This window comes from Brevundimonas diminuta, assembly GCF_050310045.1.
In the GTDB taxonomy this organism is placed as follows: Bacteria; Pseudomonadota; Alphaproteobacteria; order Caulobacterales; family Caulobacteraceae; genus Brevundimonas; species Brevundimonas diminuta_F.
Genome location: NZ_CP190005.1, coordinates 341,639 through 357,406 on the forward strand (window position 1 = coordinate 341,639; position 15,768 = coordinate 357,406).

At 63.9% G+C, this 15,768-nt stretch carries 11 protein-coding genes and 1 riboswitch; of the genes, 6 read left to right on the forward strand and 5 right to left on the reverse strand.

From position 1 onward, the window contains the following. Positions 1–56 precede the first annotated feature (56 nt). The 5 genes from ACORJG_RS01645 to ACORJG_RS01665 are packed head-to-tail and all read right to left on the reverse strand — an operon-like array spanning position 57 to position 5,885. Positions 57–2,504, reverse strand: a complete 2,448-nt coding sequence (locus tag ACORJG_RS01645; protein ID WP_427791064.1) for an efflux RND transporter permease subunit — start codon at positions 2,502–2,504, stop codon at positions 57–59. A 43-nt stretch (positions 2,505–2,547) separates the two neighbouring features. Further along, positions 2,548–3,075, reverse strand: coding sequence for a hypothetical protein (locus tag ACORJG_RS01650; protein ID WP_427791066.1), 528 nt, complete (start codon positions 3,073–3,075; stop codon positions 2,548–2,550). Beyond that, a complete protein-coding gene (locus ACORJG_RS01655; protein ID WP_427791068.1) occupies positions 3,072–4,229 on the reverse strand; it encodes a hypothetical protein in 1,158 nt (385 codons plus the stop codon). Before ACORJG_RS01655 ends, ACORJG_RS01650 begins: the two co-directional genes overlap by 4 nt. After that, complete coding sequence (locus ACORJG_RS01660) at positions 4,226–5,131, reverse strand: hypothetical protein (protein WP_427791069.1); 906 nt, start codon at positions 5,129–5,131, stop codon at positions 4,226–4,228. The genes ACORJG_RS01655 and ACORJG_RS01660 overlap by 4 nt, the downstream gene beginning before the upstream one ends. Positions 5,132–5,156: 25 nt before the next feature. After that, positions 5,157–5,885, reverse strand: a complete 729-nt coding sequence (locus tag ACORJG_RS01665; protein WP_427791071.1) for a hypothetical protein — start codon at positions 5,883–5,885, stop codon at positions 5,157–5,159. A 35-nt stretch (positions 5,886–5,920) separates the two neighbouring features. Here ACORJG_RS01665 and ACORJG_RS01670 point away from each other — a divergent pair, with 35 nt between their 5' ends. The 6 genes from ACORJG_RS01670 to thiC all read left to right on the forward strand — a co-directional run bounded on the left by ACORJG_RS01670 (position 5,921) and on the right by thiC (position 15,721). Continuing rightward, positions 5,921–6,955, forward strand: a complete 1,035-nt coding sequence (locus tag ACORJG_RS01670) for a hypothetical protein (RefSeq protein ID WP_427791073.1) — start codon at positions 5,921–5,923, stop codon at positions 6,953–6,955. Then, the gene (locus tag ACORJG_RS01675; RefSeq protein ID WP_427791075.1) at positions 6,919–8,376 is read left to right on the forward strand and encodes a cytochrome P450; all 1,458 of its coding nucleotides are present in this window, start codon (positions 6,919–6,921) and stop codon (positions 8,374–8,376) included. Before ACORJG_RS01670 ends, ACORJG_RS01675 begins: the two co-directional genes overlap by 37 nt. A gap of 158 nt (positions 8,377–8,534) precedes the next feature. Continuing rightward, entirely contained in the window at positions 8,535–9,155 is a 621-nt protein-coding gene (locus ACORJG_RS01680) for a hypothetical protein (RefSeq protein ID WP_427791077.1), read from the forward strand. Next, complete coding sequence (locus ACORJG_RS01685; RefSeq protein ID WP_427791079.1) at positions 9,068–12,382, forward strand: CHAT domain-containing protein; 3,315 nt, start codon at positions 9,068–9,070, stop codon at positions 12,380–12,382. Before ACORJG_RS01680 ends, ACORJG_RS01685 begins: the two co-directional genes overlap by 88 nt. A gap of 177 nt (positions 12,383–12,559) precedes the next feature. Next, entirely contained in the window at positions 12,560–13,279 is a 720-nt protein-coding gene (locus ACORJG_RS01690) for a hypothetical protein (protein ID WP_427791081.1), read from the forward strand. A 354-nt stretch (positions 13,280–13,633) separates the two neighbouring features. After that, positions 13,634–13,743, forward strand: a riboswitch (TPP riboswitch). A gap of 70 nt (positions 13,744–13,813) precedes the next feature. Then, positions 13,814–15,721 carry a phosphomethylpyrimidine synthase ThiC gene (gene thiC, locus ACORJG_RS01695; RefSeq protein WP_427791083.1) on the forward strand — a complete coding sequence of 636 codons (1,908 nt, stop codon included), beginning with the start codon at positions 13,814–13,816 and terminating at the stop codon, positions 15,719–15,721. Positions 15,722–15,768 lie beyond the last annotated feature (47 nt).

The window sequence follows — 15,768 nt, forward strand, 5'->3', positions numbered from 1 at the left end:
TTCTTCAGGATTGAAGCTTGAGCATGGAACGCCGGTCATGAATACGGTGGGGCGCATCATTTCAGGATCAGCGGGTCGGGGGGAATGACCACCGTGTCGCGCGCGAGAGTCGGATGAACCTTGCGCGGTATGATCACGCTGATGAGCGCCGGCAGGATGAGAACTTCTACGGCCATGGCCACCAGGGAGGTGATGCATACCAGCATGGCCTTCTGACCGGTCAGCGAGAAGTCGGAAAGCCCCAGCAGAAAGAAGCCGGTTGCGACGATCAGCGTGGTGCTGACCAGGCCCGGGGCGCCCAGTCTCAGAGCTTCCAGAACAGCCTCCTCGGCGCAGTGACCGAGCTTCATCTCCAGATTGAGCTTCATGATGATGTGAAGCGTGTCATCGACAATCAGACCCAGGGCCACGCTGACGGCTGTGATCGCCGCCAGGTTCATCTCGCCGACGAACCAGCCCCACAGCCCGAACACCATGACCATGGGCGCAAGGTTCGGGATCAAAGCGATCAGCGTCAGCCTCAGCGAGCCGAAAGCGGGAAGGAACATGGCCGAGATCATGATGAAACTGACCACTGTCCCCATCAGCATGCTGTGCAGGTTTTCCTGCCCCAGCTGCGCGAAGGTCAGGCCGATTCCGCCGACCCGGACATCCCTGCCGGGATAGGCCTCCCGTGCGGCGGCCAGGGCGCTTTCGGCGGCTCGGACAAGTTCGGCGTTGGAGGCGTTGCTGCTGTCGGCATGCCGAAAGGCGTAGATCGACTGACCTATGATCGCAGGGCTGATCAGGCCTGCGTCTGCCAATGCGGCGGCGGTCAGGGGGCGGACGCTTGCTCCGCCCTGCTGCAAGGTGGCGTAATCGATAGAGAAACCCGATGAGGGCGCGTCTTTCAGGCGGGTTTCAAACGCCCGCAGGGCCCGCGCAGGGGTCAGCCAGGACTGAAGGCCGGGAATGCTGTCCAGCTTTTCGTCCAGACCCAGGTTGATCGCTGCCAGCGGCGAGTCTGCAGCGGGGCGGGCTCCGGCTTCGAAATCCGAAGGGAGCGCCTCTACCGCCAGAGAAAAACTCTGCATGCTGTAATATTGGGAAGACAGAAGCTCCAGCCCCTGACGGAACTCCGTGTCGGGCCCGAACCATGTCGTCATGGAGTCGCGCGTCTCGATTTTCAGCAGTCCCAGCGAACAGGCGCAGGTCGCTGCCGCCGTGATCGCCAAAAACAGCTTCTTGTGACGAATCGAAAGCCGCCCGGTCGCGACAAGCAGCGGAGACAGGAAGTTGATGCCCCGTGTCTTGTGCACAGGGAACCGCAGGATCAGAAAGGGCACGAAGGTCAGCGTGAACACCCATGCCGCCAGGATGCCGCAGAAGACTACGACGCCCATGTCCAGAACCGCCGGCGACGGTGAGAACGACAGGACGGAATAGCCTGCTGCATTGGTGACGCTGGTCGCCAGTATGGGCCAGAAGTTCAGACGCAGGGACTTGACCAGGGCCTGCCTCTGGTCGGGCGTTTCTTTCAGGATTACGGCGTGGGAAGAGAAGATGTGCAGGGCGTCGGCGACAGCGAGGATGGCCACGACCATCATCCCCGAGAAGGTCAGCACCGTCAGGTTGAGCCCGGCGTAACCCGCCAGCCCCATCCCCGCGCCCATCGAACATGCAATCAGGAACAGCATCATCAGCGCGCGTGAGACGCCGCTGAAAAGAAACATGAACATCAGGACGAAAACGCCCAGCATCACCGGCATCAGCACGCGGGCGTTGGCGTTGAGCACATCCAGCGAGGCCCGGTCGAACAGGATCGATCCGACCATTCTCAAGCGATCGCCCGGAACCAGCCCCTTTATGTCCTGCTCGAGTTCCCGGATCGCATCGGTCAATTGTGCGATCTGGCGGCTTCTTGCGACGGATTCGTCCGCCAGATCGACTGTCAGCGTAATGGCGGCGGATGAACCGTCGCGCGCCACGTGTCGCGACGCCAGCACCGGGGTGGAGAGGGCGTCTCCCTTCAGCGTCTCCAGGGCTTCCGGCCCGAGCAGGCCTGAAGGAAACAACAGCGGCGTCACGCGGTGTCGTTCCTGAAATGAAACCTCGGCAGGGGCGTCGGATATGCGCACCAGCTTTGTCTGATCAAGCAGCGAGCGGGACTGGATGACGCCCGGCATGGACCGGATCGCCTCGGCGACGCGGGCAAGCTGAAGGCTCGACACGCTTTCAAAGACATCGCCGCTGGCCGGCTCGTAAATGACGACCAAGGTGTCCGCGCCATCCGACAGTCGTTTGGCGAACCACTCCGCCTCGACCAGATCCGGTGAATTGGGGGTGAAGAAGTTCCTGTAGTCGGTCACCAGACTGATGCGGCCGAGACCTCCAAGACAGATGAGGAGGATCATCAGCCCAGCGACCATGCACGCTATATTGCGCTGGACGAGGAATTCAGCCGCCTGCCCGGCGACGACAGAGGCCCAGTCCTTCGGCTCGGCCGATGGCGTATGAAGGCTCATGGGCGCAGCGCTGCGCCACGGCTATACAGGGACGCGCTGCGCATCACTTCCAGTTCCACTGGATGTAGCGCGAGATATTCACCGCATAGTCCATCAGGGCGGGGCACCCCAATTCCTTGTATATGAACAGGGCGTCCAGCACGCCGCTGTCGGCATTGGCGTCGCCCTTGTCGATCCAGTAGCGGAACTGGCCTGTCTCGCGGTCAGGCCGTCCGGAGAACCGGACCACGCTGCCTTCAAAGACGTGGTAGGGCGCCAGGGCGTTCACGTCCCGGCACAGGTAACGGATGGTCGCCATATGGGCCCGTACGTAGTGGCGCTGCCGCGATGTGCCTATCAATCCGAAAGGCGAACCGGCCAGGCCCAGTTGGGTCACTCTGTCGAAATCGCCGGATTTCAGGGCGAAGATCAGGTCCGGATCCGTAGTGTGTTCTTCGATGATCGCCGCCTTGGCGACCCAGGCGGAAACGCCCGGCACCTGGGCCCTGGTCTGGGCGGCGGCCGGGCCTGTCGAGGCTGAGAAAGCCAGCGTCAGGGCCCAGGTCATCGCGAGATACTGCGAGGGTCTCACATCCCGCTCCTTGCTCTGATGAAGTTGATGCGGCCGTCACTGGCGAAGGCGAACGACACAACGGCCCGGCCGTAGCGGGTCTGCGCCTCGGCGATGATGCCGCGTTCGCTGAGGTAGGGAGCGTTGATGGAACCCTGGCCGCCGCTTGCCCGACGGATGAGGGCGGTGACGTTTTCCTTGCCGTACCCATTTTCCAGCGGCGATTCGAACGCCACCCTGTCGTCCAGGTAGCGGACGGCGTCATTGGTGTCGCCACGACGCAAGGCGCTGATGAAGGCCTGCGCGTTCGCCAGGAGCGGGGCGTTCGCACGCTCGGCCTCGGCCTGGGCGCGCCGGGCGCGCTCACGCGAGGCCGCGTCCTGCTGCTGTCGCGTCCGCAGTTCGCTCGCCTGCAGTTCGGCCGTTCGCGTCCTGAGCGCGTGCAGCAGGTTCCGGGCTTCTTCGGAGCCGGACCGGGAGGCCACGGTTTCCAGTTCAAACTGCCGCGCCAGCCGGTCCAGGGCGGCAGTCGACCCTGCTCCGTGGATGGCGGCCCTTATGGACGCTGCGTTGAAGGCGACAAGATCCCGGTCGATCGAGGTCAGGCAGGTCTGCATCTTGACGGCGATGCGGGAAAGATCGCCCGTCTGCATATTCGCCGACTGCGCAGTGGCGATCAGCCGGTTGAGACTTGCGGGCGCGGATCGGAACGGCGCGACGGGGCCCGCGCTGTTGGAAGAGGGGGGAAGCTCAGGGTTTTCCTGCGCCATCCGCGCCCAGCTGGCCAGCGTCCATTTGGCGACCGAGGCGCGGGCATAGGCGGCCTGGGTCGCGATCATGTCGCGTTGATCGGCCTGACGGTTCCTGAAGGCCGGATTGGCCGCCAGCTCTTTGATGAAGCGTGGCGCTCCGTCCAGCACCCGGCTGGCGTAGGCCCACTCTTCATTGATGATGGCGTTGATGGAACCCGGGGTTTCAAAGCCCTGGATCCTGGGACCGACGCCGAAGCTAGGGCATGACTGCTGCTCTACGATCGCCACCCATTGTGCGGCCTCGGCTTCGGCCTGACGACGCTCGGCGCCGAGGCGGGATTGGGCGGCGACGGGAGACCCCCACAGGGCCGGGATCGCCAGCATCAGGCACAGAACGCCGCCCGGACGGATGAGCGAACTCATGCGCGCGGCCGCAACTGGGGATCGCGCGCCATGGCCCGGATCTCGGTCGGTTGCTGCAGTTGTTCTCCGCGCGCATTGAACGCTGTCGCCTGAAGATCGCCCCCCGCGCGCGTCGAGAAGCCGGAGCAGACCTCGCCGGCGCTCTCGAAGCGCTCGCGGAAAAGTCCGGCCAGCTCCTGACGGGCTTCCGCACTGAGCGTGCCGCCGCGAACCTCGATCCGGACATCGGTGTTGTTGTTGCACAGCAGTCCGTCCCTGATGACGGCGCGTGAGGTGACGACGGCCTCTGCTCCCTTGGCCTCCAGCGGAGAGCGCAATACGGCGTTGGCTGAAGTCGCGCTGATATTCGTGAAGCGGACGGCGGATTCGCAGACTTCGCCATTGGCGCTCGGGGCGTAGCAGATCACCGGCGTTGCGGACTGACGCAGAATTTCCGTCGCGGGCACGAAGCGCCCGGAACGCTTGAGCATGTCGCGCGCCGTGGGGCCTGCATATCCCTGTTGCAGGGGGGCTGCTGCGGCGGCGTCCAGATGGCTGGCGGGCATCACCAGGATGTTCCATCTCTGTGCAGCCTCGGCGATGGCGGAGTATATGGGCGCCCCCGTCACCGAGCCGCGCACCACAAGACGTTGCATCTGCGGGCATTCAAGCGACAGGGCTGAACGCAGACCCTGGATGAGCGTCAGCACCTGCGGCGCGGCGCCCTGGAAGAAGCTGACGTCCCGTCCCGAGACGGATACCTGAACCCGGGTGTCGCACCGCGGACCGATGGCGTGTGCGGTCAAGGCGCGGTCAGCGCTTCGCATCAGCACCGGCCCCGGCGACTGCGTCTGTCCCGGCCCTGCGGCTGTCAGAAGCAGCAGGGCCGCAGCGGGCAGGGCGAGCATCTTGATACTGGACATGGGCGGCTCCTGTCGCGTGTCGGATTCAGATGATTTCGGAGGCGAAGGCCCTGGCCGCCGAGGGCGGGCCCTGAAGCGCCAGGCGAAGGCCTGCCGCCGTGTTGCGAACGGGCGGGGGCGCCGAGGAGGTGTCCGCACGCCCGGCCAGGACGGTTGCGCGGGCGCCGTATCGAACGGGGTCAAGCGAGGTCAGCACGGCTGCAGCGCTCAGGGCGATGAAGGGGTCGTCGCCGTCCAGCAGGAGGGCGCGGTCGATGGCGGCGAAACCGGTGCGGGCGGAAGCGCCTAAGATCCCGGCGCCCAGAGGGCCTGCCTTGCTGACCACGCCCAGGTGCCAAAGGCCGTCCGCAGCGTGAACCCACGCCAGCTGCGGCGCCGCCCGTCTGGCGGCCGCCACCTGGCTCTTTGCGCCAAGCGCCATGGCCTTGCCTGCGGGGTCGGTGACTGGAGCCGCACGCGCGATCACGCCTGCTGCGGCGATCGACACCAGCAGATCGCTGACTGGCGGCGTGCGGCGGTTCGCCGAGGCCCGGGCCGCGTCATAGGCGAGGCGCGCCTTTTCGACCCGGACCCGTCCGTCAGGCGATTGCAGCAGGGTCAGCAGAAAGTCGTGGAGCGCGCCGGTCTCGGCGTCCCTGGCGACGACGGGCGGAGCGGAGACGAGAGCCGCAGCGCATACGGCCGCCAGGCCGATCAGACGGCGACGTTCAGGCGATGGAGCCCCTGTAGAGGGCAGTTGTCGTGAAGTTATCATTCTCTGCCTCTCATCCATAATCTGACGAAACTTGTTTGTTTGGCTTTCACGCGACCTGGTTCGATACTTGGAAAGAAATATCCCCGACCGATTATCTGATTAAAACAAACGAAAGCAGTAAGCTGATGAAATTTTTCAGAAACAGGATCGTGATTCGTGGTCGATCTTTGCGTTATTTCGTCGGCGCGGCGTCCGTTGCCGCAATTGTTCTGTCTTCTACGCATTCGAGCGCCCAGGTGGACTGTAATATCGTCTTCGCCTCGCTGTCTGATTCCCAGGATGGCGGACGATCGAGACCTGAAAGAGCGCAGTCGGGCGGAGGATTTTCGCGCTTCTTGAGCAAGTCAGCGGATTTCCTGCGTGACAATGCTCCTGTCGTCACAACCACGATCACGACCCTCGTGGGCGAACGGGTGTGTGCTGACGGGGGTTCAGGCGGCGCCTTGTGCCGCGTCGCCCTGGCCAACACCGGCGTTCTGCTGGGCACGGAGATATCCAGGCAGTTGACGGAGAACAGCCAGCGCAGGTTGTTGGCCGAGGCTCACCAGACGATTCTGGACGGCCGGCCGCGAACCCTGGCCCTGCCTGAAGGAAACATCTGCGCGCGAACGACGGCGGCTGAAGCGACCGAACAGATGGAGTTGCCTGTCACCCTGGCCTTCGCGCCGCAGGTCGATAGCCCTGGCCGTCTGTCTGCGGTCGGACAAAATCATGAGACCAGCGTGCGGGCAGCCGTTCGCAGCCAGCCGACAAACGCGGGCGGAACGCTGACAACCCTGCCCGCAGGATCGCCGCTGCTTCTGATGGGGCATGTGCCGGGCAGCCAGGGCTGGTCGCTGGTGGGGCAGGGCGGTGTGGCCGTAGGCTATGTGCAGACGCAGCAACTGCGGCCGTCGACCGCCCAATCGCCGGAATGGGGCGGAAGCGGTGAGACGCGACTGGCCAGCGTTCCGACCTCCATGACCTGTCGCTCCAGCACCAACGCTGTCGCTTCATCGGATGGAAGAAGCCTGGGGTCGGTGACCGCCCGCGGATGCGCCGGTCCCGAAGGCCTGGCGATCGCAGTCTAGCCGATGGCGTGGGGAGTCGACGGGTCGCTGCTGAAACAGGGGTGACGACTCGCGTGAGCGATATCGATGAAGCGCCGCGCCGTGGCGTTGTCCGGCCATTCGACGCCCGGCCGCTACGGCTGTCGGGCGGGGCATTCTGGAGGGACCTGAGACGCGACACGCTGACGGCCTGGCCTGACGCCGTCTATGGGCGCCATGATCTTTTGCTGGAAACGGCGGGCCGCAGGCTGCTGGTCGCCACGTCGCCCGGGACGGTTTCCCGTGTCCTGATGGACCGTGATTCTCCGTGGGGCCTTTCTGATTTTCAGAAGAGACAGCTTGAGCCGGTCCTTGGCGGCAGCCTCGTGCTGGCCGATGGTCCTGACGCTCTGGCGTTGCGGCGTCGAGTCGCCGGCTTCTTTCCGCGCGTCCCGGAACCCCGTCTGGGCGCGTTGGCCGCGGACAGGCTGGGGCGGCTGTCAGCCCACGGCAGCGATGATCTCGAAGCGGACCTGTCCCGTGCTGTTCTGATCATGCTGGCCGAACTGCTGTTCGACAGCGATCCCGCAGATGCGGTCGGGTCGCTGGGAGCGTTGTTCGACGAGAGGGTGCGTCATCTGGAGCAGCTTCGACTGCGGGCCGCGGCGGGTTGGCCGCTGTGGATGTCGCGGGGATGCGACCGGCTGCGTCGCCGGGTCGTCGCTCATGACGAAGCCCTTCTGGACATGCTTGCCGGGCAGAGCGGCGAATTGCGGCGTCTGGCGGCGGCCAGCGGACGCCGTGAAGCGGCTGCGACGGTTCTGGCGCTTTTTTCCGGCTACAAGACAGCAGGTCTGACCTTGTTGTGGAGCCTCAAGGCGCTTGCTGACCGCCCTGATCTTCTGCGCGCCCTGGAGCCTGAAGCACGTGAGTGGACCGAGGGCGGCCGGACGACGCCTGGCCTGTTCAGGGCCCGGAATGCGCGAAGTTTCGTCCGTGAGGTCATGCGCCTCTATCCCGCCTTTCCGTTTCTGCTCAGGCAGGCGCGCGACGACGATGACGTTCTCGGCGCAAGGAAACGCGACGTGGTCATGATCTCACCCTGGATCATACACAGGCATCCGTTGCTTTGGTCTGCCCCCCTGCATTTTGACGCCGGGCGTTTCCTTTCAGACGCCTTCTCTCCGCTGACCTATCTCCCGTTCGGTTTCGGCCAGAGAAGGTGCATGGGGGCCAACATCTCGGAGCAGATCGTAATTGCGGGTCTGTTGAGCATTGTCGCTTCCGGTCGGTCATTTTCAATGAGCGGATTCGCGCCGCGCGGCAGCTTTATCCTGAGGCCCGACAGACCCGTCCAGATCAGATTCGAGGATGCGTCTTCTTCGCCCAGGCCGCGCACGACGCACGACATGGCGGCCGGCAAGGGCGGCATTCAGGCGGCCAGCGCGACGTGTCGTCCCTGAATGCTCTTTTGTTTCAGCCTCTTGTGGTGGTGCCTCTAGGGGGCGTCCTGTCGGACGTCATGAACGATGACATACCGCTGTTCTTGGTTCTGGAAATCGGACTAAGGTGTTCGGGCTGAAAAGCCACAAGCGTGATTAGCCCCTGGAATGCGATGGAAATGGCGTTGGATCTTGTTTCAGTTCTCGCGGCGCTTGTTGCTGTGTCGTGTGAGCCGGGCGCGAAACGGATCGCTCCGGATTTCGACCTGTCAGGCCCGGAATGGGTGGCGGTGGCCGACAGTCTGGCCGTGGCAGCGCAACATGCTCATGATCCTGTGCTGGAGGCCCTTGCCGTCAATGCGCTGGAGCAGGCTGAACGCCGGACCTTTTACCTGAACGGAGCGCCTGCAGTTCTGGATGTCGCAGACCGCAGGGAGAGACTGGCGCGCGACCTCCCTCCCGGTCATCTGGCGGGCCGTCTTCTGTCGGATCCGGGGCCGCCCGTCCGTGGCCGGGAAGGGGGCCCGTCAAGAGGAGCCTACCGTGTTGCGGCGGGCGAAACATGGCGTTCGTCGGCCCGGTTCCGGGTCGATGAAAACGCCTATCTCTATGTCCGTTCGACGCCGGAAACCCCCATTATCGTGACCGTGGACGACCCTGAAGGACGGCGTGTCTGCAATCTTGGAGGCCGCGACGGCAAGGCGCTGTGTCGATGGAAGCCGGCGTCGGCCGGCGAGACCGTGATCGCTGTCCGCTCGAGCGGCGACCAAGCTTCCACCGTGGAGATACTGGTCAATTGAAAGGCTTGAAAGTCAGGATTTCGTCCTCCGTTCGAGCCGTACGGGCTCCTGCTCACGGTCTGCTCATGATCGCGTTCATGGCATTGGCGGCCGGAGCGACAGAGGTCTGTGCGGCTGAATCTGCAGACCAGACCGGCGCACGGACGGGCATGCAGGTCGTGGCGCAGGCGGACCTGGCGGGTGCGACAGCCGCAGATCCGCGCGAGGCGGAGCGCGCCGACCTTCTGGCCCGGGCGGGCGGGACGGCGGACGACGAGGCGCGCGGGCGGCTCTGGATGAGGGTGGCGGAGATCGAATCCGATCTGGGGCGCCACGCCGAGGCGCTGCAATCCGCACAGCAGGCGCTGGACATCCTGAAGGCGCCTTATGAACTGGCGCAGGCAGAGGAATTCTGCGGCCGTATGCATATGGCGAGCGGCCATTACGCCCAGGTGGGTGTTTCGGCCAGAAGCGCGCTTTCGCGTGATGTGGATTGGAGGGCGGACGACGCCCGTCGGCGTCTTCACGCCGGCCTCATCAATCTGTTGGCGATGGAGGCCCATGCGACGGGACGGCTGGATGACGCCGAGCGCCTCTATGCGCAGAGCCTGGCTGAACGTCGGGCCATTGAGACAGCCACGCCGACAGAAGTCCTGTCGTCCCTGGGCGGTCTTGGCGGCGTTCTCTTCATGCGTGGTCAGGCGGAGGACGCCTGGCCTGTCATGCTCGAAGTCGTTGAGATGATGCGCGTCAATACGCCGCTTGGCTCCAGTCTGCGGCTGACGGCTTACCAGAACCTGATCAATGTGGCGATTTCGGCCGACAGGCCGGAAGATGCCGAGAAATATCTGAGTATCGTCGCTGAAGAATGCCGTTCTGTTGACGCGCCTTTCTGTTCCGCAGGGACAATGGACTTCATGAACGGCGTCGTTCTTACCCGTCTGGGGCGGCATCTGGAGGCTGAACAGGCCTATGCCCGCTCCATCAGCCTGGCGGAAGAGAAGCAGGGCCCGGACCATCCGATCGTAGGGCAGGCGCTGAACAATCTGGCGCTGGTCCTGAAGTCGCGGGGGGCGGATGAAGCCGCCGCGCAGGCCTTCGGGCGCGCGCATGCCATCTATGCAGGGCGCGCCGGCCCCCTGAACGCCGTGACCCTGCGCATTCTCGGCAACCGTGCCAACGCCCTGGTGCAGGCGGGTCGCGCCGCCGAGGCCGAAGCCGAGTTGCGCGACGCACTCGCCCGGGCTTCTGGCGAAGAGGATGTCGCATCCTCCGGCCTGGGGACGATATACGTCAGATTATCAGCCGCGTTGGCCCGGCAATCACGTTGGGAGGAAGCGCTTGCCGCATCATCACAGGGCCTGACCCTGCTGGGGCCGACTGCGGATCTGCGCAATGCGCGTGCGGCCCAGGCGGCTGCGCTGATCGGGCTGGGCCGGCGTGAAGAGGCTCTGACCGTGCAGACGGCCGCCCTCGAGGAGGCGCGTCTGCGCTATCTGCCGGTCGACCCGGATCTGGCGTTTCCGCTTGCTGCGACGGCCAGGTTGTTGATCCAGGACGATCAGCCCGCGGCGGCGCTTGATCTGTTGCGTGAGGCTTCGGACCTCTTGCCGGCATGGCTGGCGACTCAGAGGCCTCTGGTGTCCGTCAACCAGGCAGGCGCGCTGACATGGGCTGAATTGCGGGCGGCCGTGGCCGAACTTGAACTGGAAGCCCTGTGGCGGCTTCGGCAGTCGGATCCGGACCAGGCCGAAGCCCTTGCGGAGACGGCGTTCTCCGTCGTGCAGAGGCGTCTGGCCAGCGAAAGCGCGCTTGCCCTGAGCTTAACGGCGTCACTGGACCAGGCCGTGCAGCCAGGCGAGAGCACGCAGGCGGTGCAGCGTCTCGAAGCGGCGCGTCAGGAACTCAGGGCGGCGGACGACCTGTGGGCGCGACTGCTGGGCGATGATCGGGCGAGTATCGACAGCCGGGAAAAAGCCTATCGATCGCGAAGCGCCGCTGAAGCTGAATACGCCGCGGCCGCAGCCCGACTGTCGCTGACATCCGAGAGATTCTCGACCCTGGACATCAGCACCGCCATCACATCTGCTCGACTGTCGGGTGTTCTGGAAGATGACGAAGCAGTCATTACAGCGGTCATCACAGATGCGGCCGTGCATATATTGACCCTGACTTCCGCCCGTTCAAGCTGGCGGCGGGTGGAGCTTGATGCACAGCAGATTTGTCACGATATACAGGCCTTGCGCATTGCGATTGACGCTTCACGCATACTTCAGTGCGACGATGCAGGGCAGGCAGGCGGGGGCCGCTTCCGGGGCGGAGAGACTTCGGGATATCGCGGGCTGGAAGCCAGGTTCGCCGATCTGGACCGGTCACGCGCCCATGAGGTCTGGAAAGCGCTTTTCGGGCCGGACCAGGAACTCATTTCGGACAAGGCGCGTCTGATCATCTCCACCCACGGGCCGCTGCTTTCCTTTCCGCTCGGCGCCCTGGTGACGGAGCCTCCTGCGGGGAATGACAGCGACCCGGCCGACCTGAGGCGCACGGCGTGGTGGCTCAAACGCCATGCGATTGCGATGATTCCGGAGCCGGGGCTGATCGTAAAGCTGAGGGATCGTCGCAATCCTGTCTCTGCGGGGTTCCTGGGCATAGGGGCGCCCAACGGGGGGCTGATGCCTGACCTGCCCGGGGCGGAAGAGGAACTGAGAGCGATGGCGAAGGCCGTGGGCGGCCCCGCGACGCTGCTGACGGGGGCGTCCGCTACGCGATCAGCATTGCTGGCTATGGGGCCGGTCAATCGCCGGGTGGTGGCTTTCGCCACGCATGGGCTCGCGCCCGGAGAGACAGGCGCTGGGGAGCATGGCCTGCTTCTTTATCCCGAAGCCTCGCAAACGGATATCGAAGGCGCGCTGCTGACCGCTTCGGACATAGCGCGCAATTTCCTGTTCCAGACAGATTGGGTCGTGCTCTCGGCCTGCAACACCGTCAGTCTGGACGGGACGGGCGATGCCTATGCGGGTCTGGCGCGGGCGTTTTTCGCCAGCGGAGCCAGAGGGATACTGCTTTCTCATGCTCCGCTTCGCGACGATGTCGCCGGCCGCCTGACCATAGCGACGGTCGGCGCGCCTTTCGGTCAGGCGAAAGCGCTCCAGCAGGCTGCGCTGGCCCTGCTGGCGGACGAGTCCTCCCCCGGGTTGGCGCATCCCCGCCACTGGGCGGTGTTTTCCGTGATCGGCGACGGCCGGTGACGCCGGACGGCGAAGGCGCATTCCTGTCCTGCTTCATCGTCTGACGGACTTTGTTTGGTGACTGTGCGGACCGGCATCCCGATGCTTCAGGCATCGGGATGCCGGGACAGCGGCAGCGCCTGCTTCAGGCTGAACGCTTTATTCCCAGCATCTCTTTGGTCGGGACCGGAGGGATTCGTGATTTCATTCAAGGCCATCAGACTGCTTTCGACACAGCGAGCAGTCCGGTTCATTCAATTGATTGCTTTTTCAATCCTGTTCGGGGTCCAGAATTCGGGGTGCTATTACAGTGAAAAGCCCTTGCATAGCGCTTCTGATGGCATAGCTGTTCCGCACTGGCCGGAAACATCAGCAGGATCAACTGAAAACTGTCGTGTTATGGATTTTGATCCAAAATCTGCACTATGGTATTTTTCAGAGGGCGGAGGAAATAGAATCGAATTCTGTGTATTCAGATTTTCTTCATCAAGAAATGATTCTGATGAATGCAGAGCTATTTCTGATAATTGGGCTATCGTAAGAATTTTTCAATTCGGCGATAATGGTTACCATTATGCAGTAGTTCAGAAGTCTCTTCTTGGGAAGGGGAGCAATCTTTATTATACAATAGACCGCGTATGGTCGGCAAACTCCATATCAATGTCAATTGGAATGAAGAACATCTTTGCTTCAAGATCGGAAATCGAATTCCTTCCTTCGTATGATCTTTTGCAAAAGATAAATTTCAAAACAAAAAGAGCGATTGACCTATCATTGATAGATGTTGCCAATGATGCAGAGATTGCAACTGAAGAAAATGAAACGAGAGGAACTAATATATGCACGGAAGAATGGGGTATGACACGCGCGGCGTGGCCGCACGGGTGTCTGGAAAAATTTCTTTCCGCTGAAGATTAGAAGATTATTAGACGTTTCCGTAGTCTGCGCGCGTTAATCCGCCGGGGTTCGCGGATGTGACAACGGCGCAGGCGTGTCGGCGTCGCGGGGCCGGTTAGGCGACTGAGGACGCTTGAAGACGCGAACGCCCGGTTCAAGCTGATGTGATGCCGGACAGCTCGGCCGCGAAGGATGCGAGGGATCTGTCGGGAAAAAGGGCGACGCCCGCTGTTTGGGCGAGGGGCTGGTCACATGTCCCTGGGAACTTTCTCCACGCAGAGCGAGGGGCGGATCCTCGAAAGCGCGGCAGGCTTAATCGGGCGCTGACCCTGGCGCGCCGCCCGCTTGACCCGCAGGGGAAAGCCGCTAGGGTCGCGGCGTTCTCCGGGGGGTCGCAATCGAGCGGCTGAGATTGAGGTTTCTCCTCTGACCCGTCGAACCTGATCCGGGTCATGCCGGCGAAGGGACGAGTTCACCGCTTTCGACGCCCGAAGTCCGGCGCCCGAAGGCTCTCAAACCGCGCCGGCGGTCCCTCTTCTCGCAGGAGGCCGCCAAATGAATATCCACGTTCCCAACGAACAGCCGCACGAGCCGCAGGTCGACGTCGCCCTGGCCGACGCCCGCAAGGAAGTCGCCGCAGAGCACGGCACGATCCCTACCGGCCCCCGCACGGGCAGCCAGAAGGTCTATGTCGCGGGCGAGCTCTTCCCCGACATCCGCGTCCCCTTCCGCGAGGTCGCCGTCCACCCTTCGGCCAACGAGCCGCCGGTGACGATGTATGACTCGTCCGGCCCCTACACCGACCCGTCTGTGACCATCGACATCAAGAAGGGCCTGCCGCGCGTGAAGTCGTCGTGGCAGCTGGATCGCGGCGACATCGCCCCCGTCCTGAACCCGCGCGAGGTCAAGCCCGAGGACAACGGCCACGCCGCTGGCCGCCACCTCGCCCCCCGCTTCGACGTCTCCAACCACCGCGTGTTCAAGGGCGTCGAGGGCCGCCCCGTCACCCAGTACGAATACGCCAGGGCCGGGATCATCACGCCCGAGATGGAATACGTCGCCATCCGCGAGAACTTGCGCCGCGAACAGACCGCCCCCTGCATCCGCGACGGCGAAGACTTCGGCGCCGCCATCCCCGACTTCGTCACCCCCGAGTTCGTGCGTCAGGAGATCGCCCGCGGCCGCGCCATCATCCCGCACAACATCAACCACCCCGAAGTCGAGCCGATGATTATCGGCCGCAACTTCCTGGTGAAGATCAACGCCAACATCGGCAACTCGGCCGTCCTGTCCAGCGTCGATGACGAGGTCGACAAGCTGGTCTGGGCCACCCGCTGGGGCGCCGACAACGTCATGGACCTGTCGACGGGTCGCAACATCCACAACATCCGCGACTGGATCATCAGGAACTCGTCCGTCCCCATCGGCACCGTGCCCATCTATCAGGCGCTGGAGAAGGTGAACGGCATAGCCGAGGACCTGACGTGGGAAGTCTTCCGCGACACCCTGATCGAACAGGCCGAACAGGGCGTGGACTATTTCACCATCCACGCGGGCGTGCGCCTGCCCTTCGTGCCGCTGACGGCCAAGCGCGTGACCGGCATCGTCTCGCGCGGCGGCTCCATCATGGCCAAGTGGTGCCTGTCCCACCACAAGGAGAGCTTCCTCTACGAGCATTTCGAGGACATCTGCGACATCATGCGCGCCTATGATGTCTCCTTCTCGCTGGGCGACGGCCTGCGCCCCGGCTCCATCGCCGACGCCAATGACGAGGCCCAGTTCGCCGAGCTGCGCACCCTCGGCGAACTGACCAAGATCGCCTGGGCCAAGGGCTGTCAGGTCATGATCGAAGGCCCCGGCCACGTGCCGATGCACAAGATCAAGGCCAACATGGACGAGCAGCTCAAGCACTGCCACGAGGCGCCCTTCTATACGCTCGGGCCCCTGACCACCGACATCGCCCCCGGCTATGACCACATCACATCAGCCATCGGCGCAGCCATGATCGGCTGGTTCGGTACGGCCATGCTCTGCTACGTCACGCCCAAGGAGCACCTGGGCCTGCCCGACCGTCAGGACGTCAAGGACGGCGTCATCACCTACAAGATCGCCGCCCACGCCGCCGACCTGGCCAAGGGCCACCCCGGCGCCCGCGCCCACGACGACGCCCTCTCCAGAGCCCGCTTCGAGTTCCGCTGGGAGGACCAGTTCAACCTCTCCCTGGACCCCGAGACCGCCCGCAAATTCCACGACGAGACCCTGCCGAAGGAGGCGCACAAGACCGCCCACTTCTGCTCCATGTGCGGCCCCAAGTTCTGCAGCATGAAGATCAGCCAGGACATTCGCGACGCCGCCAAGGCCCAGAACGACGCGGGCGCCAGCCTGACGGACGCCGAGGCGGGCATGGCCGAGATGAGCGCCAAGTTCAGGGCCGGGGGCGGGGAGATTGAGGTGAAGGTGTAGCCAGCGCCCCGGTCACGCCGAAAGTAGGACTATGGACGCGAGGCGGC

Coding starts and splice junctions, on each gene's coding strand:
- ACORJG_RS01675 (WP_427791075.1), top strand. CDS start 6,919: ATGCGCCGGTCCCGAAGGCCTGGCGATCGCAGTCTAGCCGATGGCGTG.
- ACORJG_RS01680 (WP_427791077.1), top strand. CDS start 8,535: ATGGCGTTGGATCTTGTTTCAGTTCTCGCGGCGCTTGTTGCTGTGTCG.
- thiC (WP_427791083.1), top strand. CDS start 13,814: ATGAATATCCACGTTCCCAACGAACAGCCGCACGAGCCGCAGGTCGAC.
- ACORJG_RS01660 (WP_427791069.1), bottom strand. CDS start 5,131: ATGTCCAGTATCAAGATGCTCGCCCTGCCCGCTGCGGCCCTGCTGCTT.
- ACORJG_RS01655 (WP_427791068.1), bottom strand. CDS start 4,229: ATGAGTTCGCTCATCCGTCCGGGCGGCGTTCTGTGCCTGATGCTGGCG.
- ACORJG_RS01685 (WP_427791079.1), top strand. CDS start 9,068: ATGGAAGCCGGCGTCGGCCGGCGAGACCGTGATCGCTGTCCGCTCGAG.
- ACORJG_RS01645 (WP_427791064.1), bottom strand. CDS start 2,504: ATGAGCCTTCATACGCCATCGGCCGAGCCGAAGGACTGGGCCTCTGTC.
- ACORJG_RS01665 (WP_427791071.1), bottom strand. CDS start 5,885: ATGATAACTTCACGACAACTGCCCTCTACAGGGGCTCCATCGCCTGAA.